This window comes from Acidocella sp., from assembly GCF_052326845.1.
Lineage (GTDB): Bacteria > Pseudomonadota > Alphaproteobacteria > Acetobacterales > Acetobacteraceae > Acidocella.
Map to the genome: position 1 here is coordinate 1 of NZ_JBKQJR010000025.1, position 24,007 is coordinate 24,007.

General features: G+C 63.0%; 29 protein-coding genes and 1 pseudogene. 16 read left to right on the top strand and 14 right to left on the bottom strand.

Going from position 1 to position 24,007, the window contains the following annotated elements:
- The 5 genes from ACLPJJ_RS01750 to ACLPJJ_RS01770 all read left to right on the top strand — a co-directional run.
- Positions 1–304 (top strand): hypothetical protein (locus ACLPJJ_RS01750; protein ID WP_443589020.1); only part of this gene is annotated, 304 nt, incomplete at its 5' end.
- A gap of 118 nt (positions 305–422) precedes the next feature.
- On the top strand, positions 423–773 hold the full coding sequence (locus tag ACLPJJ_RS01755; RefSeq protein ID WP_443589021.1) for a hypothetical protein: 351 nt from the start codon (positions 423–425) through the stop codon (positions 771–773).
- Between the two features lie 24 nt (positions 774–797).
- Positions 798–1,511, top strand: a complete 714-nt coding sequence (locus ACLPJJ_RS01760) for a C39 family peptidase (protein ID WP_443589022.1) — start codon at positions 798–800, stop codon at positions 1,509–1,511.
- Positions 1,512–1,540: 29 nt separating this feature from the next.
- Positions 1,541–2,140, top strand: coding sequence for a hypothetical protein (locus ACLPJJ_RS01765; protein WP_443589023.1), 600 nt, complete (start codon positions 1,541–1,543; stop codon positions 2,138–2,140).
- 57 nt (positions 2,141–2,197) lie between these two features.
- A complete protein-coding gene (locus tag ACLPJJ_RS01770) occupies positions 2,198–2,554 on the top strand; it encodes a hypothetical protein (RefSeq protein WP_443589024.1) in 357 nt (118 codons plus the stop codon).
- 47 nt (positions 2,555–2,601) lie between these two features.
- On the opposite strand, the gene ACLPJJ_RS01775 is transcribed toward ACLPJJ_RS01770, so the two are convergent.
- Positions 2,602–3,657, bottom strand: coding sequence for a sigma-54 interaction domain-containing protein (locus ACLPJJ_RS01775; RefSeq protein WP_443589025.1), 1,056 nt, complete (start codon positions 3,655–3,657; stop codon positions 2,602–2,604).
- Positions 3,658–4,299: 642 nt separating this feature from the next.
- On the opposite strand from ACLPJJ_RS01775, the gene ACLPJJ_RS01780 reads away from it, so the two are divergent.
- Complete coding sequence (locus ACLPJJ_RS01780) at positions 4,300–4,845, top strand: chalcone isomerase family protein (protein WP_443589064.1); 546 nt, start codon at positions 4,300–4,302, stop codon at positions 4,843–4,845.
- Positions 4,846–5,031: 186 nt separating this feature from the next.
- Here ACLPJJ_RS01780 and ACLPJJ_RS01785 read toward each other — a convergent pair.
- From ACLPJJ_RS01785 to ACLPJJ_RS01795, 3 genes and pseudogenes are all read right to left on the bottom strand, one after another.
- Positions 5,032–5,427: pseudogene (locus ACLPJJ_RS01785) on the bottom strand (methyltransferase); the annotation flags it as partial.
- Positions 5,428–5,432: 5 nt separating this feature from the next.
- Complete coding sequence (locus ACLPJJ_RS01790) at positions 5,433–5,891, bottom strand: methyltransferase family protein (protein WP_443589026.1); 459 nt, start codon at positions 5,889–5,891, stop codon at positions 5,433–5,435.
- A gap of 287 nt (positions 5,892–6,178) precedes the next feature.
- Positions 6,179–6,583 (bottom strand): hypothetical protein, encoded by a 405-nt coding sequence (locus tag ACLPJJ_RS01795; RefSeq protein ID WP_443589027.1) that lies wholly within the window; start codon positions 6,581–6,583, stop codon positions 6,179–6,181.
- On the opposite strand from ACLPJJ_RS01795, the gene ACLPJJ_RS01800 reads away from it, so the two are divergent.
- From ACLPJJ_RS01800 to queC, 7 genes are all read left to right on the top strand, one after another.
- A complete protein-coding gene (locus tag ACLPJJ_RS01800) occupies positions 6,583–7,110 on the top strand; it encodes an arsenate reductase ArsC (protein ID WP_443589028.1) in 528 nt (175 codons plus the stop codon). The genes ACLPJJ_RS01795 and ACLPJJ_RS01800 overlap by 1 nt on opposite strands.
- On the top strand, positions 7,110–7,811 hold the full coding sequence (locus tag ACLPJJ_RS01805; protein ID WP_443589029.1) for an MIP/aquaporin family protein: 702 nt from the start codon (positions 7,110–7,112) through the stop codon (positions 7,809–7,811). Before ACLPJJ_RS01800 ends, ACLPJJ_RS01805 begins: the two co-directional genes overlap by 1 nt.
- Positions 7,808–8,218 (top strand): arsenate reductase (glutaredoxin), encoded by a 411-nt coding sequence (gene arsC, locus ACLPJJ_RS01810; RefSeq protein WP_443589030.1) that lies wholly within the window; start codon positions 7,808–7,810, stop codon positions 8,216–8,218. Before ACLPJJ_RS01805 ends, arsC begins: the two co-directional genes overlap by 4 nt.
- A 161-nt stretch (positions 8,219–8,379) precedes the next feature.
- Positions 8,380–11,895 carry a trifunctional transcriptional regulator/proline dehydrogenase/L-glutamate gamma-semialdehyde dehydrogenase gene (gene putA, locus ACLPJJ_RS01815; protein ID WP_443589032.1) on the top strand — a complete coding sequence of 1,172 codons (3,516 nt, stop codon included), beginning with the start codon at positions 8,380–8,382 and terminating at the stop codon, positions 11,893–11,895.
- Positions 11,896–12,052: 157 nt separating this feature from the next.
- The gene (locus ACLPJJ_RS01820) at positions 12,053–12,748 is read left to right on the top strand and encodes a VIT1/CCC1 transporter family protein (RefSeq protein ID WP_443589033.1); all 696 of its coding nucleotides are present in this window, start codon (positions 12,053–12,055) and stop codon (positions 12,746–12,748) included.
- A 19-nt stretch (positions 12,749–12,767) separates the two neighbouring features.
- Entirely contained in the window at positions 12,768–13,313 is a 546-nt protein-coding gene (locus tag ACLPJJ_RS01825; protein ID WP_443589034.1) for a cytochrome b, read from the top strand.
- A 43-nt stretch (positions 13,314–13,356) separates the two neighbouring features.
- Positions 13,357–14,064 (top strand): 7-cyano-7-deazaguanine synthase QueC, encoded by a 708-nt coding sequence (gene queC, locus ACLPJJ_RS01830; protein WP_443589035.1) that lies wholly within the window; start codon positions 13,357–13,359, stop codon positions 14,062–14,064.
- Here the strand turns inward: queC and ACLPJJ_RS01835 are convergent.
- The 3 genes from ACLPJJ_RS01835 to ACLPJJ_RS01845 are packed head-to-tail and all read right to left on the bottom strand — an operon-like array spanning position 14,052 to position 15,998.
- On the bottom strand, positions 14,052–14,411 hold the full coding sequence (locus ACLPJJ_RS01835) for a 6-pyruvoyl trahydropterin synthase family protein (protein ID WP_443589036.1): 360 nt from the start codon (positions 14,409–14,411) through the stop codon (positions 14,052–14,054). The two genes, queC and ACLPJJ_RS01835, sit on opposite strands and share 13 nt — an antisense overlap.
- Positions 14,412–15,044 carry a 7-carboxy-7-deazaguanine synthase gene (queE, locus tag ACLPJJ_RS01840; RefSeq protein WP_443589037.1) on the bottom strand — a complete coding sequence of 211 codons (633 nt, stop codon included), beginning with the start codon at positions 15,042–15,044 and terminating at the stop codon, positions 14,412–14,414.
- 18 nt (positions 15,045–15,062) lie between these two features.
- The gene (locus tag ACLPJJ_RS01845) at positions 15,063–15,998 is read right to left on the bottom strand and encodes a LysR family transcriptional regulator (RefSeq protein ID WP_443589038.1); all 936 of its coding nucleotides are present in this window, start codon (positions 15,996–15,998) and stop codon (positions 15,063–15,065) included.
- 107 nt (positions 15,999–16,105) lie between these two features.
- On the opposite strand from ACLPJJ_RS01845, the gene ACLPJJ_RS01850 reads away from it, so the two are divergent.
- From ACLPJJ_RS01850 to ACLPJJ_RS01860, 3 genes are all read left to right on the top strand, one after another.
- Positions 16,106–16,804 carry a pirin family protein gene (locus tag ACLPJJ_RS01850; protein ID WP_443589040.1) on the top strand — a complete coding sequence of 233 codons (699 nt, stop codon included), beginning with the start codon at positions 16,106–16,108 and terminating at the stop codon, positions 16,802–16,804.
- A gap of 53 nt (positions 16,805–16,857) precedes the next feature.
- A complete protein-coding gene (gene wrbA, locus ACLPJJ_RS01855; protein WP_443589041.1) occupies positions 16,858–17,457 on the top strand; it encodes an NAD(P)H:quinone oxidoreductase in 600 nt (199 codons plus the stop codon).
- Positions 17,458–17,531: 74 nt separating this feature from the next.
- Complete coding sequence (locus ACLPJJ_RS01860; protein ID WP_443589043.1) at positions 17,532–17,957, top strand: DoxX family protein; 426 nt, start codon at positions 17,532–17,534, stop codon at positions 17,955–17,957.
- Between the two features lie 33 nt (positions 17,958–17,990).
- On the opposite strand, the gene ACLPJJ_RS01865 is transcribed toward ACLPJJ_RS01860, so the two are convergent.
- The 7 genes from ACLPJJ_RS01865 to ACLPJJ_RS01895 all read right to left on the bottom strand — a co-directional run bounded on the left by ACLPJJ_RS01865 (position 17,991) and on the right by ACLPJJ_RS01895 (position 24,005).
- Positions 17,991–20,345: a TonB-dependent receptor gene (locus tag ACLPJJ_RS01865; RefSeq protein WP_443589045.1), complete on the bottom strand. Its 2,355-nt coding sequence runs from the start codon at positions 20,343–20,345 to the stop codon at positions 17,991–17,993.
- Positions 20,342–21,424 (bottom strand): pyrroloquinoline quinone biosynthesis protein PqqE, encoded by a 1,083-nt coding sequence (pqqE, locus tag ACLPJJ_RS01870; RefSeq protein WP_443589047.1) that lies wholly within the window; start codon positions 21,422–21,424, stop codon positions 20,342–20,344. Before pqqE ends, ACLPJJ_RS01865 begins: the two co-directional genes overlap by 4 nt.
- On the bottom strand, positions 21,421–21,699 hold the full coding sequence (pqqD, locus tag ACLPJJ_RS01875) for a pyrroloquinoline quinone biosynthesis peptide chaperone PqqD (RefSeq protein WP_443589048.1): 279 nt from the start codon (positions 21,697–21,699) through the stop codon (positions 21,421–21,423). The genes pqqE and pqqD overlap by 4 nt, the downstream gene beginning before the upstream one ends.
- Positions 21,696–22,445 (bottom strand): pyrroloquinoline-quinone synthase PqqC, encoded by a 750-nt coding sequence (gene pqqC / locus ACLPJJ_RS01880; RefSeq protein WP_443589049.1) that lies wholly within the window; start codon positions 22,443–22,445, stop codon positions 21,696–21,698. Before pqqC ends, pqqD begins: the two co-directional genes overlap by 4 nt.
- Entirely contained in the window at positions 22,442–23,368 is a 927-nt protein-coding gene (gene pqqB / locus ACLPJJ_RS01885; protein WP_443589050.1) for a pyrroloquinoline quinone biosynthesis protein PqqB, read from the bottom strand. Before pqqB ends, pqqC begins: the two co-directional genes overlap by 4 nt.
- A gap of 39 nt (positions 23,369–23,407) precedes the next feature.
- Positions 23,408–23,485 (bottom strand): pyrroloquinoline quinone precursor peptide PqqA, encoded by a 78-nt coding sequence (gene pqqA, locus ACLPJJ_RS01890; protein WP_221246593.1) that lies wholly within the window; start codon positions 23,483–23,485, stop codon positions 23,408–23,410.
- Between the two features lie 106 nt (positions 23,486–23,591).
- Positions 23,592–24,005: a c-type cytochrome gene (locus ACLPJJ_RS01895; protein WP_443589051.1), complete on the bottom strand. Its 414-nt coding sequence runs from the start codon at positions 24,003–24,005 to the stop codon at positions 23,592–23,594.
- Between the last annotated feature and the right edge of the window lie 2 nt (positions 24,006–24,007).

A 24,007-nucleotide genomic window follows, 5' to 3' on the forward strand; every position in this document is an offset into this window, starting at 1 on the left:
CTTAGTCAACGAACGCACACTGGACGTCCAGAAGACAAACACCCACCTTGATGTGGTGTCCGGGAATTTGGGCTTTGTTGATGGCAGCAAGGTCGTTCTCGGCGATGGCGGCGACGCGCACGGATGGAAGAGCAAGGGCGGCAGCGGTGGCTCCCTGACGACCGGCAACAACTCCCTGGGCAACGACTCCCTCAGCGCGAGTAACGGCGTTATCACCGCGCAGCAGAACACCGGCTTCGACGCACTGCAGCAGAGTTCCGTGTCGATCGGCGCCCAGGTGGGCAACGGTACCATCGGCAAGTAAGCATTCGCGTCAAACCTGTAGCTTTTGGCTCTGCATGGCGCGACGAGAGGCGCCATGCGGGGCTGCTACATGTGTACACCGCGTTACGGTACCGTAATCCTCAGTTCAGGAGCGCCCAATGATGACCTTGATCAAAGCCGCGGCATCCATACTTGCCGCCGCCGGAGTTTTATGTTCCACAGATTCCCCCGCCTTTGCATCTGGCACCGAAGATTCCAGCGTTCTGCTCGGCACCCTGGGCAACACGCAAGTATCAAGCACCCAGTTGGCCAAACTTCGCGGCGAGGGGTCGGCAACTTCAATCAATTTGGGTAACGACTCGGGCAATACCGCAATCAATTCGCCGACCGGCAACATCTCCAACAGCCAGTCGATCAACAATGACACTGGCCTCACGACGGTATTACAAAATACAGGCAACAATGCGCTGCTACAAAGTAGTATGACAGTAAATATCGTTGTACATTAACACCAACTCCATGGAGTGGCTGTGATGCGCATAAAAATACAATTCGCAACAGGATTGCTGGCATGCACGTTATTGGGAACGACAAGCTCACATGCAGGACAAATCAGCTTCAACGGTCTTACCGTTGGCGATGGAGGCGGGTATGCCAACGTCTCCGTCCAGAGCTTCGAGGCGCGCAAGTTCAGCACAACAATCAAGCAGCAATATGACTTCTCGTGCGGCTCCGCGGCTTTGGCAACGTTGCTGCTCTTTACCTATCATCAGCCCGCAACTGAATCGTCCGTCTTTATCGAAATGTTTCAGAATGGCGACCAGAAGGCTATCGTACAATCTGGCTTCTCGCTGCTGGACATGAAGGAATATCTAAGCCGGCACGGCATCCCTTCCGGTGGTTTCCGTGCGCCGCTAGAGAAAATCGCCGAGATCAGGATACCGGCGATCGTGCTGATGGACGAGCATGGGTACAAGCACTTTGTTGTGCTGCGGGGAATCCAGAATGGCAACGTCCTGCTCTCTGACCCCGCCATAGGTCTGCGAACCGTATCCATAGCCGAATTCGAGAAGCAATGGTCTGGGATATTTTTTATCGTCCTATCTGACCTGCCGGCGGCGCGAGCAAATTTCAACGATCATCAGGATTGGTCCGGGGAGCCTGGCGCTCCGGTCGATCTAAGCCGGTTCATGGTAAATTTGGCAACGCTACAACAAGTTACGATGCCAAACCCGTCAAGGTTTTAACGCCTGGCGCACAACAGGAGTATGATACGATGTTGTACAGCCATTTTCTTAAGTACACGACGGCCACAGGCCTGATCTTCGCGTTTCCTTCCGCACAGGCAGCGCATGCCGCTCCCTCCCCTCTGAATATCGGCGGTGAGATCGCCATACCCGGGGCTATACAATTAACGCCGGCACAACTCGCCAACATACGGGGCGGTTTTGACTTCGGTCCGAGTTTTTCGATCGATTTCGCTTTCCAGCAGATCGACACCGTTAACGGCGTGGTCGTTCAGAGTATCATGGTGCCCCAGGTCACGTTGACGTCCCCCTCGGCTGGAACGTCCTCCTCGGCTGGCGTGCCGATAACCGTAACCAACAGCAATGGTAGCACAAATACGTTCACTCCCCCATCCGGCTCTAATGTCACCCTGACAAATTCGGCCAATGCCGGCTTGACCTCGGTCGTCTCCAACCTCGGGGGCAGCGGTATTTCCAACGTCATCAGCAATGAAGCGAACAACGCCATGGTGAGCGTGGCGACGACAGCGAATATCGGGATCACCGGGATGAGCCAATGGCTCATGCAACAACAAATCCACTCAAGTATTCAAAACTCGCTAGCTTTCAGTAACGGTGGGTTTAAATAGTTTGTAAAATGCGCTTACCGCCGGCGAACGCCGAGCGGTAAGCGGACAGAGGCAGCAATGAGAAACCCGAAGATGAAGCGCAGAGACACAGCAGAGCCAAAAGCAAATGGATTAAAATTGCTTTTCATGTGTGGTCTTGGCTTTTGCCTGGCCGGAATTGCCCTGCCGGTAAAATGCTTCGCGCAAGACGACGTCCAGGCCTCCATCCTGCCAGTTGCCGACGTGACCCTGTTCCCGCTTTCCAATAGCGCTATCTCAACCATTAAGGGAACGGGATTACAGGGACCTTCGCTGAACAGAGCGTCAACGCCGATGGGAACCATCATCTTATGGGATGAATTAAAGCCCCTGGCGCAGCAGCAAAACATGCTCTCCGGCACTCAGGTCATCACCATAAACGGCGCGACCCCATAACAATATCTTCTTTGCTGGTTGAAAATATCCATGACGTCTGATTCTCTTCAGGCGTCTTTCTCTTGCCGCAGAATGTTGTGAAATGCGTCCGAATGGCGTTTCGCCATGCGATAGAACGTCACCCGTGACACACCGATATCTGCCGCGGCCTTCGTCACGTTATTGCGGTTCCTATGCAGGGCCTGCAACAAAGCAAGACGCTCCTGCTCCGACCCCGGACTGAAGCGTCGCATGGGCGGCACTGCCGGCGAATGCGCACGCAGTTCGCTCTCTGGCTTGATTTGAATCGCCAAGTCATCGGGTCTGATCAGGCACTCCGCACTCATCACGACAGCGCGCCTGATTGCTGCTATCATTTCCCTTACGTTCCCGGGCCAGGAGTATGCCTGAATGACAGTTTTGGCTTCCGGCGTCAATTCGAACTGCCCCGCGCCAATTTCCATTGTTATGCGCCGCAAAAAATATGTTGCGAGAAGCAGAACGTCTTCCTCACGCTCCCGCAGCGATGGCATGCGCAGCGGCAAAACATTCAGGCGGTAGAACAGGTCGTCACGAAATGTCCCCGCCGCCATGGCAGCCTCAAGGTCCACGTGGCTGGCTGAAATCACGCGGGCGTTCACCTGGATCGGCGTGTGCCCTCCCAGGCGCGTAATCGTATGCTCTTGTAAAAAACGCAGCATGTGAGCCTGCAACTCGAGCGGAAGATCGCCGATTTCATCGAGAAATAGCGTGCCGTTATTGGCTTGCTCGATTAGGCCAAGCTTGCGCGTAACCGCCCCTGTGAATGCGCCTTTTTCGTATCCGAACAACTCTGACGCGATCAGCGTCGCAGGCAAGGTGGCACAGTTAATGGCAACAAAAGGCCCATCCTTGCGTTCCGATCTTTGGTGGATCGCCTGGGCCGCCAGTTCCTTTCCCGTCCCGGTTTCACCGGAGATCAGCACTGGCGCATCATATTTCGCAAACCTCCTGATGCGATCGAACACCTCACGCATCGCGGTGCAATTGCCGACTATAAATTCTTGTGTATTTCCTGCCTCTTCCTGACCAGGGGACAATAGTCCCACTTGAAAATTCGTGTGAACTGGATGATGGGCGACCATCGGCTCAGTTCCTCTCGTTATATTCTGGGCCGACGCAGTGCAATATGCCTTGTCATCCCGTTAGTATACAGATGTTTTTCGCAACACTCCCACATTAGGACTATACATTGAAACACAAGAATCCGGAATTACTTTTCCGTTATACGAACGTTTATAATTACTTGCTATAGTACAAAATTACATGAAAACATCCGCAGAATCTAGTTTTCGTTTTTGACATCGATATTGTTGAAGCATCGCTCCAAAAAGCAAGAGCTTATGCGATGCGACGGGATCCACGCCAAAAAATGCACTGGCGACATCTAGCGGCACCACGTATGCGCGGGGCCGCTTGCAGCGGCGATGCAGACGCGCGAGTACTGGTCTAATTTCTACCGACTGAAGTTCCCCCGATTTAGGGGAGCAGTCTCTGGCTTCGCTTTTTCTGTTAGCGGCATGGCGCATGCCTTTCATGGTTAATGGGCAGGCGATAGTCCCAAGCGGAACAGCATGGGGCCAGGCATCAGCCGGATTACAGAGTGTACAGATCGCCATAACCAGGTTGCGCCCGTCCGCCGGTCGCGGCAAATATAGCGCATGAACAGCAGGGGCTCTCAGTCTGTCCGGTGGCTTGCGGTCGCCGCCATGCTTCTGGCGGGTGGTGTGCCGCGCCAAACACTGGCCGCCCAGCTGGACGGCGTGACTTTTCCGGCTACTGCGGCCGTGGGGAACACGACGCTGGTGCTGAATGGCGTCGGGTTGCGCACTTATTCAGTCTTGGCGATTAAGGTGTACGTTGCCGGGCTGTACCTGCAGCAGCCGAGCCACGATGCGAGCGCCATCCTCGCTTCGGGCGGGGATAAGGTACTGCTGCTGCATTTCGTTCATGATGTCAGCGTCGACAAGATACGTGACGCTTGGCGCAAAGGGCTGCTCCGCAACTGTCCCGCCCCGTGCACGATCACCCAGGGGCAGTTTTCCGCCTTTCTTAATTCCTTGCAGGCGATGCATGCCGGGGAAGACGTGGAACTCGTGTTCTCGCCAGACGGCGTGCACGCCTATTACGACCAGCATCCGGCCGGCTATATCTCCGACCCCGACTTCGCCAGGTTGATGCTGACCGTGTTCATCGGCCAGAATACCTTGGTTCCGGACCTGCGGCAGGGGCTTCTCGGCCTGCGACAAGGCGTGGACGTGGCATCGAACTGAGCAGGGCTTACGGCTACTTCCAGGCGACGGCGGCGCTGGCCGGGCCGGCCAGAGGGAAGGTTTCGGTGCACCGGAAACCCGCAGCACGGCGCCAGCCGTCGAATTGCGCGAAGGTGTAGTCGTAGCCCCCCCCGGCGTCTCCACGAGCATGTTGAGCGACATCAACAAGCCGAACACATTCTTCTTCCGTTCGTTGTCGATCACATTCTCGATCGCAATGAACGCTCCCCCAGCGGGGAGCGCGGCGTAAGCCTTGGCAATGAGCCGCTGCTTCGTCTCGGTACCCCAGTCGTGCAGGATGTTACCCATCAGCACGAGGTCGGCCTTCGGCAGGTCTTCGACCAGAAAATTGCCGCTGACAGCCTCAATGTGCCCGGCAAGCCCGGCGGCCTCGATCTTGCGGCGGGCAAGCGGCGTAACCTAGGGCAAATCGAAGGAAATGCATTTGATCTCAGGATGCCGTCGCGCGATGGCGATCGAGAGCGCGCCACTGGCACCACCAACATCGCAGGCCGTGCCAAACCTGGAAAAATCGAACCTGTCTGCCAGGACAATGAAATTGTTCAGCTGTACGCCGGCCATGGCCTCTATAAATGCTTCGAGCCGCTCCGGGTCGGCGTAAAGTGCTGCGAACAGTTGGTTTCGTCCTCGCCTTGCGCCTCATTATGCGGCCGGCCCGTGTGCAAAACCTCCGTCAGGTGCCCCCAGGACGGATACAACCGCTGGCTCGCCATCGCCAGAATGCTGCCGATATAGGTCGGACTGGCCTTGTCGAGATAAGCCCCTGTATCGACGGTGTTGGCATAGACGGACGCCTCGCCATCACCCTCGCGGTCGAGCAGGCCCAGCGCCACGAGTGCGTCGAGAAAATCGGCCGCCCCGCGCGGGTGCAGGCCAAGCCGCTCCCGCAACGCGGCACAGGGCAGAGGCCCGGCACCGAGCACTGTGAACACCCCGAGTTCGACGGCGCTCAGAAGCGTCTTGGACGCGAGGAAGCCCGTTCCTATCTGCATGATCTGGAATGAGTCTGGATGTTTCTCCGCCATATTATTTTTTCCTTATAACGAGTTTCCGGCCTCTCCCGCTATACGCCAGCGCAAAACAGACCCGGCACAGGCCGAGCCTGCCAGTCTAGCCGCCGATCAGCACGGCCGACGTACCAGGCTTGGCAATCGGCCCGCCGGCATAAGGCATCCCCAGTCACCATCAGGCCGACATGCATGTCGGCCAAGCGTGCCGAAGGGAATGGCATGCCGGTTGCCTAGCCCATTAAACGCCCGCGATCCATACCTCCATCATTTCGGAAATGCAAAGAGTATCCTTGGCCGCTTGATTAAAATAATGATTCCAGTATTATAGAACGATGGAAAAGAGAGAGGCCGTTGCGGCTTTGGCGGCGCTTGCCCAGGACTCCCGCCTGGATGTCTTCCGTTTGCTTGTGCAAGCCGGGACGGACGGGTTGCCTGCCGGCCAGATAGCCGAACGGCTTGGCGTGCCAGGCAATACCCTCTCGTTTCACCTCAATCAGCTGCGGCACGCCGGGCTGGTGACGTTTCGCCGGGAGGGGCGGTCGTTGATCTATGCCGCCGAATACCCGACCATGAATGCCCTTCTGGCCTATCTGACAGAAAATTGCTGCCAGGGAGACGCGGCTGCGTGCGGCGTTGGTACCTGTGACAACCCGTCCCTCGTTAAAGACAAATTGCACACATAAGAATCGAACAAAGGAGAGCGCCAATGCCTGACCGTGTTTATAACGTACTGTTTCTTTGCACAGGCAATAGTGCCAGGTCGATTATGGCGGAGTCCATTCTCCGCAAGGATGGCGCGGCGCATTTCCGGGCATTCTCTGCGGGAAGCCATCCGAAGGGAGCGGTCAATCCGTTCGCTCTCAAGGTGCTTGAAAACAATGATTATCCGATCGAGGGTTTGCACTCGAAAAATTGGGATGAATTTGCCCAGCCAGGTGCGCCGGAGATGGATTTCGTGTTTACGCTTTGCGATCATGCGGCGGCCGAGGTTTGTCCGGTCTGGCCGGGGCAGCCGATGACAGCGCATTGGGGCCTCGAGGATCCCGCAGCCGTCGAAGGGACTGATATCGAAAAGGAAAAAGCCTTCGTTCAGGCGGGTAAATATATCAGAAACCGTCTTAGTGTTTTCCTCAGCCTGCCGCTTGCCAGCATCGACAAGATGACCCTCGACAAGCGCCTGCACGACATCGGCAGGATGGAAGGTGCGACATTCGGCCAGGGGAAGACCGCGTAATGTTTGATCACGATTTGCCGCGCCGGATTGCCGCGGAGGCTCTCGGAACCGCCCTGCTCGTGGCAACCGTGGTTGGCTCCGGGATCATGGCGCAGTCGCTCACGCATGACATCGCACTGGCTTTGCTCGGCAACACGATTGCCACGGGCGCGATGCTGGTTGTGCTGATCACGATTTTGGGACCGATCTCAGGGGCGCATTTCAACCCTGCCGTCTCGCTGGTCTTCGCCCTCAGGCGTGATCTCCCAGCCCAAGAAGCGGCATCATATACGATTGCGCAGATCCTCGGCGGGATCGCCGGCACGGTGACGGCGCATCTGATGTTCGCGTTGCCCATCATCGAAGCCTCGGTAAAAATCCGTACCGGCGGCCCGCAATGGTTTTCGGAGTTCATTGCCACTTTCGGTCTTGTTGCCGTTATCCTCGGCGGCATCCGCTTCGAACGCAAGGCGGTTCCCTGGCTGGTCGGGCTCTACATCACGGCGGCCTACTGGTTCACCGCTTCGACGTCCTTTGCAAATCCGGCGGTGGCGATCGCGCGGGCGTTCACTGACACGTTTTCAGGCATCCGCCCCGCCGATCTGCCGGGGTTTATTATCGCCGAACTTATTGGCGCTGTCTGCGCCCTTGGCGTTATGAGTTGGCTCCTGCGCGCGCCGCAAGGGGTGTTAAGCTCAATCAAAGAGGAAGCCCGCCTATGAGCGTCACCATCTACCACAACCCTGCTTGCGGCACGTCACGCAACACGCTGGCGATGATCCGCGCAACCGGCGTCGAGCCCGTCGTGATCGAATATTTGAAAACGCCGCCCAGCCGCGAAGAGCTTCGTGAACTGGTCAGGCGCATGGGCGTGCCGTTGCGCGATGTTTTGCGGCAAAAGGGAACGCCTTACGATGAACTGGGCCTTGGCAACCCGGCTCTGTCGGACGATGCCCTGCTGGACGCCATCGCGCTTCATCCGATCCTGATCAATCGCCCGATTGTGGTCACGCCGAAGGGCGTGCGGTTGTGCCGTCCGTCGGAGCTTGTGCTGGAGCTGCTGAGCAACCCCCTGCCGGAGGATTTCATCAAGGAGGACGGTGAGCGGGTTGCCGCACGGCCGGCGTAAGGAACGATAGCCGCTCCGGATTGTTGCTGCCGCAGCAACCCAACCAGAGTCAGCTTTGGTGCAGCTTGAAGCCGCCCGGCCTTTCGTGAGAATTTCGCGGACAGCGATTCGTCCGCTCCGGCAGCGGACGAGCGGGATGAAAGACAGGGGCGTGCATCAGGATGAAACTGGACGAACCAGCATATTCGCAGGCGGCATCTCCGGTCTCGCCCTTCCGGGAACTGGCTGAGGAGACACAGCCGCAGACCGCGCTGCGTGCTGCCATCACAGCCGCGTACCGCCGCCCGGAGCCGGAATGCGTGCCCGCCCTCATCGCCGAGGCCGAGTTGCCGCCCGCGCTTTCCGCCGCCGCGCGGGAGACGGCCCGCCGCCTCGCCACTAGGCTGCGCGCCAGGCACCAGCACGGGATCGTGGAGACGCTGCTGCAGGAATATGCGCTCTCCAGCCAGGAGGGTGTGGCCCTGATGTGCCTCGCCGAGGCGCTGCTGCGTATCCCCGATACGCCCACGCGGGACGCGCTGATCCGTGATAAGATTGGCGCGGGGAACTGGCAGAGCCATCTCGGCGGCGGGCGTTCGCTCTTCGTCAACGCCGCCACCTGGGGCCTGCTGATCACCGGCAAGCTCACCGCCACCAGCAGCGAGGCCAGCCTCTCCACGCTGCTCACGCGGCTGATCGGCCGGGGCGGCGAGCCGCTGGTGCGCACCGCCGTGAACATCGCCATGCGGCTCATGGGCGAGCAATTCGTGCTGGGCCAGAATATTGCCGAGGCGCTGGCCAGTAGTCGCAAGGCGGAGGCCAGGGGCTTCCGCCATTCCTACGACATGCTCGGCGAAGCCGCGCTGACAGCCGTCGACGCCGAGCACTACCTGCACGCTTATGAGGAGGCGATCCACGCCATCGGCACGGTTGCGCGGCACCGGGGAATTTACGATGGCCCAGGCATTTCCATCAAACTCTCCGCCCTGCACCCGCGCTACACCCGCGCCCAGCGCAAGCGCGTGATGACCGAGCTGCTGCCGCGCCTCGCCGGACTCGCGAAACTCGCCCGTGATTACGGCATAGGCATCAATATCGACGCCGAGGAAGCCGACCGGTTGGACCTCTCGCTCGACCTGCTGGAAAACCTGTGCCTCGACCCCGCGCTGGCGGGGTGGAACGGCATCGGCTTCGTCGTGCAGGCCTACCAGAAGCGCGCCCCTTTCGTGCTGGATTTCCTCATCAGCCTCGCGCAACGCACCAGCAGGCGGCTGATGGTGCGGCTGGTGAAGGGCGCTTACTGGGATTCGGAAATCAAGCGCGCTCAGATCGATGGCCTGGAAGGCTTTCCCGTATTCACGCGCAAGGCGCATACGGATGTCTGCTACCTGGCCTGCGCCCGCAAGATGCTCGCCGCGCCGGACGCCATCTTCCCGCAATTCGCCACGCATAACGCGCAGACGGTGGCGGCCATCCACGCCATGGCGGGCGAGGATTTCCACCCCGGGCAATATGAGTTCCAATGCCTGCACGGCATGGGCGAACCGCTCTACGAGGACGTGCAAGCGCAGTTCAACCGCCCCTGCCGCATTTACGCGCCGGTCGGCACGCATGAGACGCTGCTCGCCTATCTCGTCCGCCGGCTGCTGGAGAACGGCGCCAACACCTCCTTCGTCCACAGGCTCAACGACCCCGCGCTGAGCCTGGACGAGATCATCGCCGACCCGGTGGCGACGGCGCGGCTTATCGTGCCGCTCGGCGCCCCGCATGAGAAGATCGCGCTGCCCCGCGCGCTGTTCGGCGAGGCGCGGTTGAATTCCGCCGGGCTCGATCTTTCCAACGAGCAGCATCTCGCCTCCCTGGCAAAGGCAGTGCTGGCCAAGGCGCAGTGGGTGGCGTGCCCCATCCTCGCCAATGGCGAAATAGAGGGCCCGGAACGGCCCGTGCTCAACCCGGCGGATCTGCGTGATGCAGTGGGGATGGTGACGGAAGCCGGGCCAGAGCTGGTGGACGCCGCCTTCACCCAGGCGCTCCAGGCCGCACCCGCCTGGCAGGCAACCCCGGCGGCGGACCGCGCAGCCATTCTCTGCCGCGCCGCCGGACTGCTGGAAGAGAGGCTGCCGGTTCTGGTCGGGTTGATCGTGCGCGAGGCCGGCAAAACGCTCCAGGCCGCGATTGGCGAAATCCGCGAGGCGGTGGATTTCCTGCGCTACTACGCCGGGCAAATTGCCCCCGGCCACCGTCCTCTCGGCCCGGTAGTGGCGATCAGCCCGTGGAACTTCCCGCTCTCCATTTTTACCGGCCAAGTCGCGGCGGCGCTGGCAGCGGGCAATGTGGTGCTGGCCAAGCCTGCGGAAGAGACGCCGCTGATCGCGGCTGCCGCCGTGCGGATATTGCTCGAAGCCGGGGTGCCGCAAGGCGCGCTGCAAATGCTGCCCGGAGGCGGCCAGCTCGGCGCAATGCTAGTGGCGGACACCCGGGTGCGCGGCGTGATGTTCACCGGCTCGACCGAGGTGGCCCGGCTGATCCAGGCGCAACTCATCGGCAGACTGGACGAACGGGGCCTGCCCATCCCCTTCATCGCGGAAACAGGCGGCCAGAATGCCATGGTGGTCGACTCCTCCGCCCTGCCCGAGCAGGCCGTGGCGGACATCATCTCCTCCGCCTTCGATTCCGCTGGCCAGCGCTGCTCAGCCCTGCGGATCCTGCTGGTGCAGGAGGACATCGCCCCTCGCCTGCTGGAGATGCTGCACGGCGCACTGGCGGAATTGAGCGTGGGCCGGCCGGACCGGCTCTCAACCGATATCGGCCCGGTCATCACCGCCGAGGCCCGCACCACGATCACCGCGCATATCGAGGCGATGCGCGCGCGTGGCTTCACCATCACCGCCGCCAGCCTGCCGGAGGATGCCACCAGCGGATACTTCGTGCCGCCCACGGTGATCGAAATCCCCGCCATAGACGTGCTGGGCCGGGAAGTGTTCGGGCCGGTGCTGCATGTGTTCCGCTACAAGCGCGCGGAGCTGGATGCCGCGATCAGCGCCGTCAACGCGCTGGGCTATGGCCTGACCTTCGGCATCCATAGCCGCATCGACGAGACCATCGCCCGCGTCACCTCCCGGATCAGGGCCGGGAATATCTACGTCAACCGCAACATCATCGGCGCGGTGGTGGGCGTGCAGCCCTTCGGCGGGCATGGGCTTTCCGGCACCGGACCGAAGGCGGGCGGGCCGCTTTACCTCCACCGCCTGGTGGCGCAGGCGGGACAGCCCGCAACGCCCGGCAGCACCATTCTGCCCGGCCCGGCGGGCGAGCAGAACAGCTACGTGCTGACCCCGCGCGGGCGGATTCTCTGCCACGCGGCAACGCGGGAGAGGCTGCTGCGGCAGCTCAGCGCCGTGCGCGCCACAGGCAACAAGGCCTTGCTGGCAGGCCCGGCAGCCAAGGAGGCGCTGGCAGAACCGCCCCCGGCGCTGATTGCTGAGCCAGGACCGCCCGACGCTGCGCTGTACGATGGCGATGCCGCCGGGCTGGCTGAACTCCAGGCCGCGCTGGCGCAATTCACCCACGCGGTCGTGCCGGTTTACGCCCTGCCCCGGGAAGCGGATTATCCGCTGGAATTCCTGCTCGCGGAACAGTCCATCAGCGTCAACACCGCCGCTGCGGGCGGCAATGCCAGCCTCATGATGATCGGCTAAGCCGCGCGGGCCCGGCGGGATGTCCGCAAAGTTTCTTCCCCGGTTACAGTCGGTATCCCTTTGATACAGCGCGCCTGCCGGACAGTTTGATATGGCGCAATGGATTTTTTGCAGCCTCGGCGCGATAAGCCCCCGGCAACAGAAATTGGAGATAGCCGTGCGACAATTTCATACCGAGGGCCACCAGATCGGACGGACCGGCTGGCTGCGCGCCGCCGTCCTCGGGGCCAATGACGGCATCATCTCCACCGCCAGCCTGATCCTCGGCGTGGTCTCCGCCAGTGGCGCGCGGCACGAGGCCCTGGTGGCCGGCGTGGCCGGGCTGGTCGCCGGCGCGATGGCGATGGCCGCTGGCGAATATGTCTCCGTCAGCTCCCAGGCCGACACCGAGCATGCCGCCCTGGCCCAGGAGCGGGACGAACTGGCGACCCAACCCGAGTTCGAGGTGGAAGAACTGACGCAGATTTACGTCGCGCGCGGGGTGGAACCGCCTTTGGCCCGCGAGGTGGCGCTGCAACTGATGCGGCACGATTCGCTCGGCGCCCACGCGCGCGACGAGCTAGGCATTACCGAAGCCAACAGCGCCAACCCCAGTCAGGCCGCCATCGCCTCGGCCATCATGTTTTCCTCCGGGGCGGCAGCACCTCTGCTCCTCGCTGCGTTCGCCCCCGTGCCAGTCATCATGCCAACCATCGGCGTCAGTGCGCTGCTGCTCCTGGCGCTGCTGGGCGCGATGGGCGCGTGGGCGGGCGGTGCTCCGGCCCTGAAACCGGCTCTGCGTGTCGCCTTCTGGGGTGCGCTCGCCATGGCTGCGACCACAGGCATCGGCCGTCTCTTCGGCGCGACCGTATAACCTTTTAAGGACCACCAACATGAACACAGGCACCGCCACCGCACGGTATGACAGCCTCTCCATCCTCCTGCACTGGGCCACGGCGGCGCTGGTGCTGCTGCTATTCGCCCTGGCGGAGTTCTGGGACTTCTTCCCCCGCCCCACGCATCACCTGATGGTTGTGTTGCATATGTCATTCGGGCTGATCCTCACCGCCATTTTCGCTCTGCGCATCTTCTGGCGCGCCAAGCCAGGCCATGTCCGCTTTCCCGCCGAACCGGGCCTCGCTGGGCGCGCGGCCATCGGCGTGCATCATCTGCTTTACACCCTACTCGCGGCGGAAATCCCGCTCGGCTTCCTCACGCGCTGGATGGATAATCATCCCCTGAGCTTCTTCGGCCTGCTCATCCCGTCGCCTCTAGGTACCGTTCCGAAGCCACTGGGCAAGCTGGTGGACCAGATTCACGACATCACCGCCTGGACCATCATTGTCCTTGCCGGCGTCCATGCGCTCGCGGCACTGTGCCATCATTACCTGCTCAAAGACGGTGTGCTGCGCCGCATGCTGCCCCGGCATGCGGGATAGCTGAGCGCTTGCCTTGCGCCCCGCCCTGCGTTCTAACGCTGACATGAGCGAACAATCTGCCTTGGTCCTGTTCTCCGGTGGCCAGGATTCCACCACCTGCCTCGCCTGGGCGCTGGACCGCTTCGACCACGTTGAAACCATCGGCTTCGATTACGGCCAGCGGCACCGCGTGGAGCTGGAGCTGCGCCAAAACGTGCGGGAGGCCCTGCGGGCGCGCTTTCCCGCCTGGGCGGCCAAGCTGGGCGAGGATCATCTCGTCGATCTCACCGTGCTCGGCCAGATCAGCGACACGGCGCTGACCAAGGATGTCGCCATCGCCATGCAGGCGGACGGGCTGCCCAATACCTTCGTGCCGGGCCGCAACCTCGTCTTCATGACCTTCGCCGCCGCCATCGCCTACCGGCGGGGCGCCAAGCATCTGGTCACCGGCGTGTGCGAGACCGATTATTCCGGCTACCCGGATTGCCGTGACGACACGATGAAAGCCATGCAGCTGGCGCTGAATCTCGGCATGCAGTCGCGGTTCGTCATCCACACGCCGCTGATGTGGATCGACAAGGCGCAGACCTGGGACTTGGCCGAACGGCTCGGCGGGGCGGACCTCGTCAGCCTGATCCGCGAGGAGACCATCAGCTGCTACAACGGCGATACCACCCACCGGCACGAATGGGGCATGGGATGCGGCACCTGCCCCGCCTGCCAGCTACGCGCCCAGGGCTGGGCGGCGTACCGCGCGGGTCAGCCCGCGTAGCAGCACTTATCCCCGCTCGCCTCCCGGTACACGCAAACGAGCGCCAGGTTGGGGAGCTTGGGTTGGACCTTGCGCCAAATCCACATGGCAAGGTTCTCCATCGTCGCCGGACCGAGATCGGCAATTTCGTCCAGGAAATGATGGTCAAGCTGGTCGCGCACCTCAGCCAGCACGCGCTCGAAGATGCCTAGATCCAGCAGCATGCCGCTTTGCGGGTCAGGCTCGCCGCGTAGCGTCACCTCGGCGTGGTAGGTATGGCCGTGGATGCGCCGGCTGGGTTCGGCGTCCACCACGCGGATCAGCGTATGCGCCGCTTCGAAGTAAAACCGTTTCGAGAGTTCGATCATTCAGGGAATTCCAAGCACTTTATGGGTCTGCACGCTGAGCCGCCAGCGCGGATGCGCGAGGCAATAGGCGATAGCCGCCGCGGTGTTCTCCGCGCGGTCCGGGCCATCCATCGGCTGCAACAGGAAATTGCTGAACGCCAGGCCCGCGAATTGGCCGGGATCGACGCCGTCCTGCGGGTAGACCAGCTTCAGCTCATGCCCCGCGGTAAGCTGCAACGGCGCGTCCGCCTTCGGGCTGACGCAGATCCAGTCTATGCCCGGCGGCGGGGCGATGGTGCCGTTGGTCTCCACGGCAATCTCGAAGCCATGGCCATGCAGCGCCGCGATCAGCGGTTCATCCACCTGCAAAAGCGGTTCGCCGCCGGTAAGCACCACCAACCGATTGCCTGCCTCGCCCGCCCAGGCCTGGGCAACGGAAGCCGCCAGCGCATCGGCCGAGGCAAAGCGCCCGCCGCCCTGCCCGTCCGTGCCGACAAAATCCGTGTCGCAGAACTGGCACACGGCCTTGGCGCGGTCCTCTTCCCGGCCGCTCCACAAATTGCAGCCCGAAAAACGGCAAAACACCGCCGGGCGGCCGGCATTCAGCCCCTCGCCTTGCAGCGTGTAGAAAATTTCCTTGATGGCGTATGACATGGCAATTCCGGGGCGGTCCTAAGCCTTCGGCCCCGGCAAATCAACTCGCGACCACGGGGCGGCGGTGAAGCTTTCCGTGAGATAGTCCAGCAGCACCGTCACCCGCGCCGGACGCAGAACACTGGGCGGGGTGACGAGATTGAGCGCGATGGGCGCGATCTCCCAGCCTGGAAGCACTTCCTCAAGCCGCCTGTCAGCCAGTTCCTGCCAGACCATGAATTCGGGCTGGAGCGCCATGCCTTGCCCCGCCAGCAGGGCCGGGCCGAGCGCGTCGGCATTATTGGCCCGTAGCCGCCCACGCATGGGCACGGCGTATTCCTCCCCCCGCGCGTGCCTGAACCGCCAGACGCCGGGCGAGGCGGTGTTCGCGTAGATCAGCCCTGTGTGATGGACAAGCTCGCTCGGGTGTTTCGGGCGGCCGTGGCGGTCGAGATAGGCCGGTGCCGCCACAAGCGGGCGGCGCACGGCGCAGAGGCGGCGGCCCCGCAGCGAGGAATCCGCCAATGCGGCAATGCGCAGAGCAGCATCGAACCCCTCCGCCACCAGGTCCACCAGCTCGTCGCTCAGTTGCAGGTCGATATCGACGTCTGGATACCGGTCCAGGAATGCCGGCAGCACCGGGGCCAGATGGCGCATGCCGAAGGACATCGGCGCCGCGAGGCGCACCAGGCCGCGCGGGGCAAGCGACTGCGCCGATGCTTCGGATTCGGCTGCCTCGCCCTCGGCCATGATCCGGTTCGCGCGCTCCAACGCCCCGCGCCCCGTTTCCGTGACGGAAAGTCGGCGCGACGTGCGGTGCAACAGCACCGCGCCCAGCCGCAGCTCCAGCCTGGTGATGGCCTTGGACACGGTCGGTTTGGACAACCCCAGCTCCTCCGCCGCCCGGGCAAAAGAGCCCGTCTCGGCGACTTTGGCGAAAATGGCCCAGGCCTCGAAATCAGGCAGCCTCATCATGTCTGTTTTGGCACCAATTTATTTCCATCATTTCTATTTTAACCAACCACCCTCGGCTCTATCTCATTCCCAGGACAAGGCCAACAGGGCCCGAAAGGAGAGTTGAAATGATCGACCTACGCCCATTCCAGAGCCTCGGCGGTGCCAATCACGGATGGCTCGACGCCAAGCACCATTTTTCCTTCGCTGAATATCATGACCCCAACCGCATGGAGTGGGGGGCGCTGCGCGTCTGGAATGACGATACGATCGCTCCGGGCACCGGGTTTCCGCCGCATCCGCACGCGAACATGGAAATCATTACCTATGTCCGCAAGGGCGCGATTACGCACCGGGACCATCTGGGCAATCTCGGCCGCACCGAGGCAGGCGACGTGCAGGTGATGTCCGCCGGGACCGGGATCACCCATAGCGAATACAACCTGGAGCAGGAGCCGACGCAGATCTTCCAGATCTGGATCCGCCCCGACGGCCGCGGCCACGGGCCGAGCTGGGGCACCAAGCCCTTCCCCAAGGGCGAGCGGGCCGGCAAGTTCATCGTGCTGGCCTCCGGCTTTGCCGAGGATACCGACGCCCTGCCGATCCACAGCAATGCGCGCTTGCTTGGCGCCACGTTGAAAGCCGGTGAAACCGCCGAATACGCGCTCGGCGCGGACCGGCTTGGGTATCTCGTACCCGCCACGGGCAGCGTGGAAATCGACGGCGTGACCATCCATGCGCGCGACGGCGCCGCGATCAGTATGCTAGACAATCTGCATGTCACTGCCCTGGAGGATGCGGAGATCGTCCTCGTCGACGTAGCATGACCTGCCTAGCCTGAACGTGACCTTACCATTTTCCCAAACATAAGGAGGCATTCATGAGCAAAGTCCTGGTTCTGTATTATTCGAGCTACGGGCATATCGAGCAGATGGCCGAAGCCGTGGCAGCAGGTGCTAGCGAGACCGGCGCTACCGTGACGCTGAAGCGCGTGCCGGAAACCGCGCCGGAGACCGTGGCCAAGGCCGCGCATTTCAAGCTCGACCAGAAAGCGCCGATCGCCACGGTTGCTGAACTCGCCGAGTACGACGCCATCATCGTCGGCGCGCCGACCCGCTTCGGACGCATGCCTTCGCAGATGGCGAGCTTTCTCGACCAAGCCGGCGGGCTGTGGGTGCGCGGCTCGCTCGTCGGCAAGGTCGGCTCGGCCTTCACCTCCACGGGCAGCCAGCATGGCGGCCAGGAAGTCACGCTGTTTTCCACCATCACCAACCTGCTGCATTTTGGCATGATTATCGTCGGCCTGCCCTACAGCTTCCAGGGCCAGACGCGTCTCGACGAGGTCACTGGCGGCAGCCCCTACGGCGCCACTACCATCGCGGGCGGCGATGGCAGCCGCCAGCCGAGCGAAAACGAACTCGCCGGCGCCCGCTTCCAGGGCAAGCACGTGGCGGAAATCGCCAACAAGCTCTTCGGTTAAACCCTGAAGACCGGGAGATGGAAAGTTCCATCTCCCCCCCTTTCCCCCACAATTCGCAAATCAAGGAGATCACCATGTTCAAATATGGTGCGGAGAAGTTCGCCGATGAGTTGATCCTGGCTGCCCGCTTTCTGCTGGTGCTGCTGTTCCTGATCTTCGGCTGGCAGAAGATCACCAATTACGCCGGAACCGTTGCCTACATGGCGCAAACCGGCGCGCCCTCCCCCGGCATTTCCGCCGTCATCGCCATCATCATGGAACTTTTTGTCTCGGCAGCCATCGTGCTCGGCATTTTCACACGCCCGCTCGCACTCCTGCTTATCGCATACACCCTTGGCACGGCCATCATCGGCCATCACTACTGGACCATGACCGGCATGGAGCAGTTCGAGAACATGATCAATTTCTACAAGAACGTGAGCATCATGGGCGGGCTGCTGCTGCTCTACGTGACCGGCCCGGGCAAGTATTCCATCGATCGCCTGCTGCAACGGGGCTGATAATACTCGCCCCTCCCCGCGCCGCCCCCAGTTTTACAACTTGTAGCGCAGCCCCACAAACACCCCGATCGGCGCACCGATGCAATAGCTGCGCGGGTTGGAATAGTTCGGGCTCTGCGCCACATACACCCCGCCATTTCCGGCGGTGGGCGAGAATGTGCCATAAGTGTAGTAGGTCTGGTCGAGTACGTTCTCGATGGTCCCGAATACCTGCAGCCGCCGGGTCAGCCAGTAACTGGCAGTGAGGTTGAGCACCACCGAGCCCGGCAGCGGCTTTTGCAGGTTGGCGGTATCATCGGCCAGGAACTGGCTTGTCTGCGCCACGCCGTCCAGGCCCACACTCCAGCGCGGCGTGATGTCGTAGGTGACGCCCGCCTTGATGACGTTTTCCGGCACGCCGGGCAGAGTGTCGCCAGGAGTGACGATGATATCGCCATTCACGTCAGCGCCGGGGTTGTACACCGAGGAGATCAGATAGCTGCTCTGGTAGGTCGCACTGGTGAAGCTGTAGTTCAAATAGCCGTGCCAACGCGCCGCCTCGTAAGCCAGCCCCATATCCACACCCTGGCGCCGCACATTGCCGATATTGGCGAAATACCCCGCCCCCTGCGGGTTGAGCGGCGATTGCAGGAATTCGATGTCGTCGCTGGTCATCGAGCGGAACAGGTCCAACGTGTAGGTCAGCAGCCCGCCGCCCGGCGCCAGGGCCGTGCCGCGCAGCCCGGCCTGCACCTCGCGCGTGACGAGCTGCTTCAGCGGCGGATCGCCGGACATGAAATTCGCCAGGGTACAGGCATCCTCCGGGCTGGCGCAGGAAAATTCGGCGGGGGTCGGCGCGGCATTCTGTTCGGACCATCCAGCATAGGCCGTGAGTTCCGGGCTGAGTTTGTAGGCCAGCCCAATTGCAGGGTTGAAATGCGAATAATAATGCTGCCCATTCAGCCCTCCCCCGGCGGCGTTGGGATCGGGCGGAAGCTGGTTGTGCAGGTTGATCTGCGCGAGGTTCAGCCGCCCGGCGGCGGTGAGGCTGAGGCGGCTGGTGAGGCTGAACGTGTCGGCGGCATAGGCGCCGTAATACACGTTGCGGATGCCCACGCGCGTCGGCACGGTGCCGGGTTCGTCCACCTCGTATCCCGGCGATGGCGCACCACCGGGCGTGTAGTACACGCGGCTGTCGAGGCTGATAGCGCCGTCATAGGCAGCGGCGCCGTACATGGTGTAGGCGCCATCCAGGCTCAGCCCGGTGGAGAGGGTATTGTCGTGCTCCAGCACCTGCGCCGTGCGGGTAAGCTGCCCGGCGAGGCCGAAACCGTTGGTGTTGGTGCTGTTCTCCGCGAGCTGGCCGTAATTCATGGCCGCATCGCCCAGATAGGCCGGGATTGGCACCCCGCCCGGGCCGGTCGCCACATCGCCCCCCGGCCCGCCCTGGCACAGATACCCCTCATTGAGGCCCGGGCCGCAGGGCGTGTCGTTGGGGCCGTTGCCGTTGGTCAGGTCCTCGTGCAGGTTCTCGGCATAGGCCGTCAGGCTGAGGTTCAGCGTGTCGCTCAGCCTGGTATCCAGCGTGGCGGCCAGCTTCACGTATTTGTCGTCGATCCGGTTAGGGCCGGTAAATTGCGCGGCGGAATCTGCGGCCAGCACCTGCACCGGCACCGAGCCCGGGCCGTTCAGCGCCGAATGCGCCACGGTCACGTTGACATGCAGCGTGGTGTTCTGCCCCTGCCAGCCGAGATCGCCATAGAAATTCTGGATGTCCGAAGCCTGGTCGTCACGCCAGCCCTCCTCATGCGTGGCGGAAACATCGACATAAGCGGCGGTATTGCCGCGCTGCAGGCCGTATTCCAGATTGCCGGTGACGCGCCCGAACGACCCGCCGGAGAGAGAGATCTCGCCGCCCGGATCGGTGAAGCCGTTCTTCATCCGCACATCCACGGCGCCGCCCAGGGCATTCAGGCCGTAGGCCGGGTTGCCATCCTGCACCGAGAGCGAGGCGATGGCCTCATCGGGCAGCAGCGACCAAATGGCGATGTCCCCGAACGGGGCATTAAAGCGCGCGCCGTCGACATAGACAGACAACCCCGCCGGCGTGCCCTGGATCGGGGAGATTTCAAAGCCGTGGTAGAAAATATCGGGCTGATACGGGTTGCCCTGGCTCTGCGTCTGGGTGACGCCCGGAACCTCCTGGGTGAGCGCGCCGGTCAGGCTGGCGGTGCCGTGCGGCCTCAGCGCCGCGCCGCTCAGCGTATGCACCGGGTGCGGCCATTTGCTCTCGTCGATGACCGCGCCTGCGGCGGGGGCCGTATGCACCACAATCTCGCCCGGAACCGTCTGCGCCCAGGCCGGCCCGGCGCCCGCCAGCATGGCCAGCGGCAACGCCAGATATTTCACGGACGGCGATGCCTGAATTCCGGCGCTGGAGCGACAGCCTCGGCCAGGGCGGTCTCACGGAGGCGCGCATGGTGCGGCGAGCGGTGGCAGACCGGGTCGGTGGCCGTGGCATCGCCCAGCAAAGCCAGCGCCTGGCAGCGGCAGCCGCCGAAATCCACCTCGCGCCGCTCGCAGGAGCGGCAAGGCTCCTGCATCCAGCCCGTGCCGCGGAAACGCTGGAAGGCATCGCTCGCATCCCATATCTCACCCAGCCCCCGCTCGCCCGCGCGCTCGAAGCTCATACCCGGGATGGAATCCGCGGCGTGGCAGGGCAGCACGCGGCCATCGGGCGCGATGTTGATGAACCGGCTGCCCCAGCCGCCCATGCAGGTCTTGGGCAGGTCGGCATGCAAATCGGGCAGCACGTAGTCGATGACAAGCTCGCCGCGCAGGGCCTCGCGGCGTTCCGCGACGATGGCGTCCGCACGGGCGAGCGCGGCTTCGTCGGGGATCAGCGCCGCGCGGTTGACTAGCGCCCAGCCATGATACTGCACATGCGCCACCTCCAGCCGCCCGGCCCCCAGCACCACGGCAAGGTTGATGATCTCGTCCAGCCGGTCGAGATTCTGCCTGTGCACCACGGCGTTCAGCGTCAGCGCCATGCCGAGCTTCGGGACCAGCCGCGCCACCTCCAGCTTCTTCGCATGCGCGCCAGCATAGGCGGCGATGCGGTCCGCGCTCTCGGCATCCGCGCCCTGGATGCTCACCTGCACATGGTCCAGCCCAGCCTCGGCCAGGGCGCGCAGCTTGGCCTCGTCCAGCAGCACGGCGGAGGTGATGAGATTGGTGTACAACCCCGCCCCACTCGCATGGGCGACCAGCTCCGGCAGATCGCGCCGCAGCGTGGGCTCGCCGCCGGAAAAATGGATCTGCAGCACGCCGAGTGCTGCGGCCTCGTCGATCACGGTCTTCCAGAAATCCGTGTCCCGTTCGGCATTGGCCTTGAGCAGTTCCAGCGGGTTGGAGCAGTAGGGGCATTGCAGCGGGCAGCGATGCGTCAGCTCCGCCAGCAGCGCCATCGGCGGCGGATGGGCGGTCATGCGGTAATCATCCCCTTGTCGCGCAGATCAGTGAGCAGCTCGAGCACATCGGCCCGCACAATCTCCACGTCGGTCTCGTATTGCTCGGCCAGGGCGGCGCAGAGCGTCTCGATGGTGGTGGCGCCGTCGAGCTTCTCCAGCACCGCGTTGGCGATATCGTCCAGCACCAGCACGCGCTCCGGGGCCAGCAGGATGTTCTGGCCACGGGCGGCATCGTAGCGGCGGCGCACGCCCGGCTTCAGGCGCGGCACCGCCTCCAGGGCGAGCGCGGTCATGCCGCCGCGGGCAGCGAGGGTGCTTCGGACAGAAACGCCCCGGCCGGGAGCATCCCCGGCGAGACATAGGCCATGTACAGCGCATCGAGTTGCGCCCAGAGCAGGTCGCACTTGAACCGCAACGCCGCCAGCGCCGCCTGCTGCTGCTCCACCGTGCGCGCGTGCGCTTTCACGTAGTTCAGCGCGAAATCGGCATCGCGCGGGGCCTGATGCAGGCGGGCGTTGAAATAGACCAGCGTGTCGCGATCCACGAAATCGTAATTCGCCAGCATCCCGGCCACACGTTCCGAGATGATGGTGGGCGAGAACATCTCGGTCAGCGACGAGGCCACGGCCTCCAGCAGGCTCTGCTCGCGCACGAAATTCACATAGGCATCCACGGCGTAGCGGGTAATGGGCAGGATGGCGCGGCAGGACTCCACCAGTTCAGCATCGAGCCCTACCCCGGTCGCCAGACGCAGCCAGCGGGCGATGCCGCCATCGCCCGGCGCTTCCCCGTCATGGTCCACCAGGCGCTGGCGCCAGGCGCGGCGGGAGTCCGCATCGGGGAAGCGTGCGATGATCAGCGCGTCCTTCCGGGGGATGCTGCACTGGTAGTAGTAGCGGTTGAGCGCCCAGGCCTGTACCTGCTCGCGCGTGCAGCCGCCGGAATGCAGCATCTTATGGAACGGGTGCAGGCTGTGGTAATGTTTCGCCCCAATCTCGCGGAGCGCGGCCTCAAGCGCTGTGTCGTCAAGCAGTTTCATGTCGTCACCTCCATGCCGTCATGCGCGACTTCCCACCCGGCGGCGCGGACTTGGGCGGCCTCTGGACTGTCGTCGCACAGGATCGGGTTCGTATTGTTTATGTGTATGAAGATTCGCCGCCCGAGCTTAACCGGGGCAAAGGCGGCGATGGTCCCGGCCTCGCCGGAGACGCTGATATGGCCCATGCGGGCCCCGGTCTTGTGGCCGAGCCCGGCGCGGATCATCTCGTCATCCTGCCAGAGCGTGCCGTCGAAAAACAAAAGATCGGCACCATCAACCCGGGCGCGCAGAGCATCCGTAACGGCGTTGCAGCCGGGAATGAACACGAGCCGGTGTCCGGCGGCATCGGTGATGTCGAGGCCGATCACGGCATCGGGCGAGAGCAGCTCCTCGATTTTGTCGCTGGTCTCGGTATAGAGCGGGATCTTGCCGCCGACGCGGAACGGCGTGACGCGCAGGCCGAGCGGCTCGCCGCGCGCATCGCAAATATCCTCAGTGGCGCCGGCATCCAGCACGCGGCGGGGCACGCGGGGGGCAGGCAGGACATCGAAGATGACGTTGCGGCGCAGAATATCCAGCACCGAGGCGGGGCCGTAGAGGCCGAATTCATGGCCTTCCCGCAGGGAGAGCAGGCCAGTGATGCAGTCGATATCGGCGCCGGTGAGCACCACCGCCGCGATGGGCGAGCCGCGCAGCACGCCGGGTGCTGGGTGCAGGCAGGGCGCCTGGGCAATCTGGCAGGGCAGATCGGGGCTGGCATTGAGCAGCACCCAGCGAATGCCATCGGCGGAGACAGCCAGCGAGGCCTGCGTGCGCGGCCTAGCGTGGGCATCGCCCGCGCGGGCCTTCCGGCACATGGCGCAGCCGCAATTCCATTGCGGGAAACCGCCTCCCGCTGCGGCGCCAAGCACCCGGACTTTCATCTTGATCGCCCGAAAGAACGGCTGCCCGGCGCCATGCGCTTACTTCCGCGCGGCGGAGACGTACGAGTTGATCTCGGTGCCCACGCAGATTTCGGTCACGGTAGGTTTACGCCACATATGCACTCCTCCTTCACAGTTTTTCACTTCGCCCTTGGCATCATGGATGCGCGGCGGGCCACCGCGGCATGGGGTGGCCAAGCCAGTAAAGGCCCCGGCCGGAAGATCACGGCTTCTGGGATACCAGCGGGACTTTGGAACTCAGGCTGGCGGTGTAGTCGAGCTTCGTGGTGCCGGCCGGATAGCCATTCTGCTGCAGGATGTAGGAGAACACGTCCTCATACTGCTCGTGGGTAAGGCTGGCGGGCTGGCCTGCCGGCATCTGCTGCGCCGCCTCGGTGAACATCGAACCTATCGTGTACTTGTTGCCCGCGCTGGCGAAAGCCTGACCCACCAGCGCCGGACCGGCGGCGCCGGTCAGGTCAGCGCCATGGCACATGGCGCAGCTCTGGGCGAACACGTCGGCGCCAGCCTTGGCTTGGTCGGCAGTGTAGAGCGCGGGCGGAGCCGCCAGGGCCACCGTAGCGGAACCGGCCAGCAGCACCGCGCCAAGCAGAACGTGGATCTTCAAGCTATTCATTT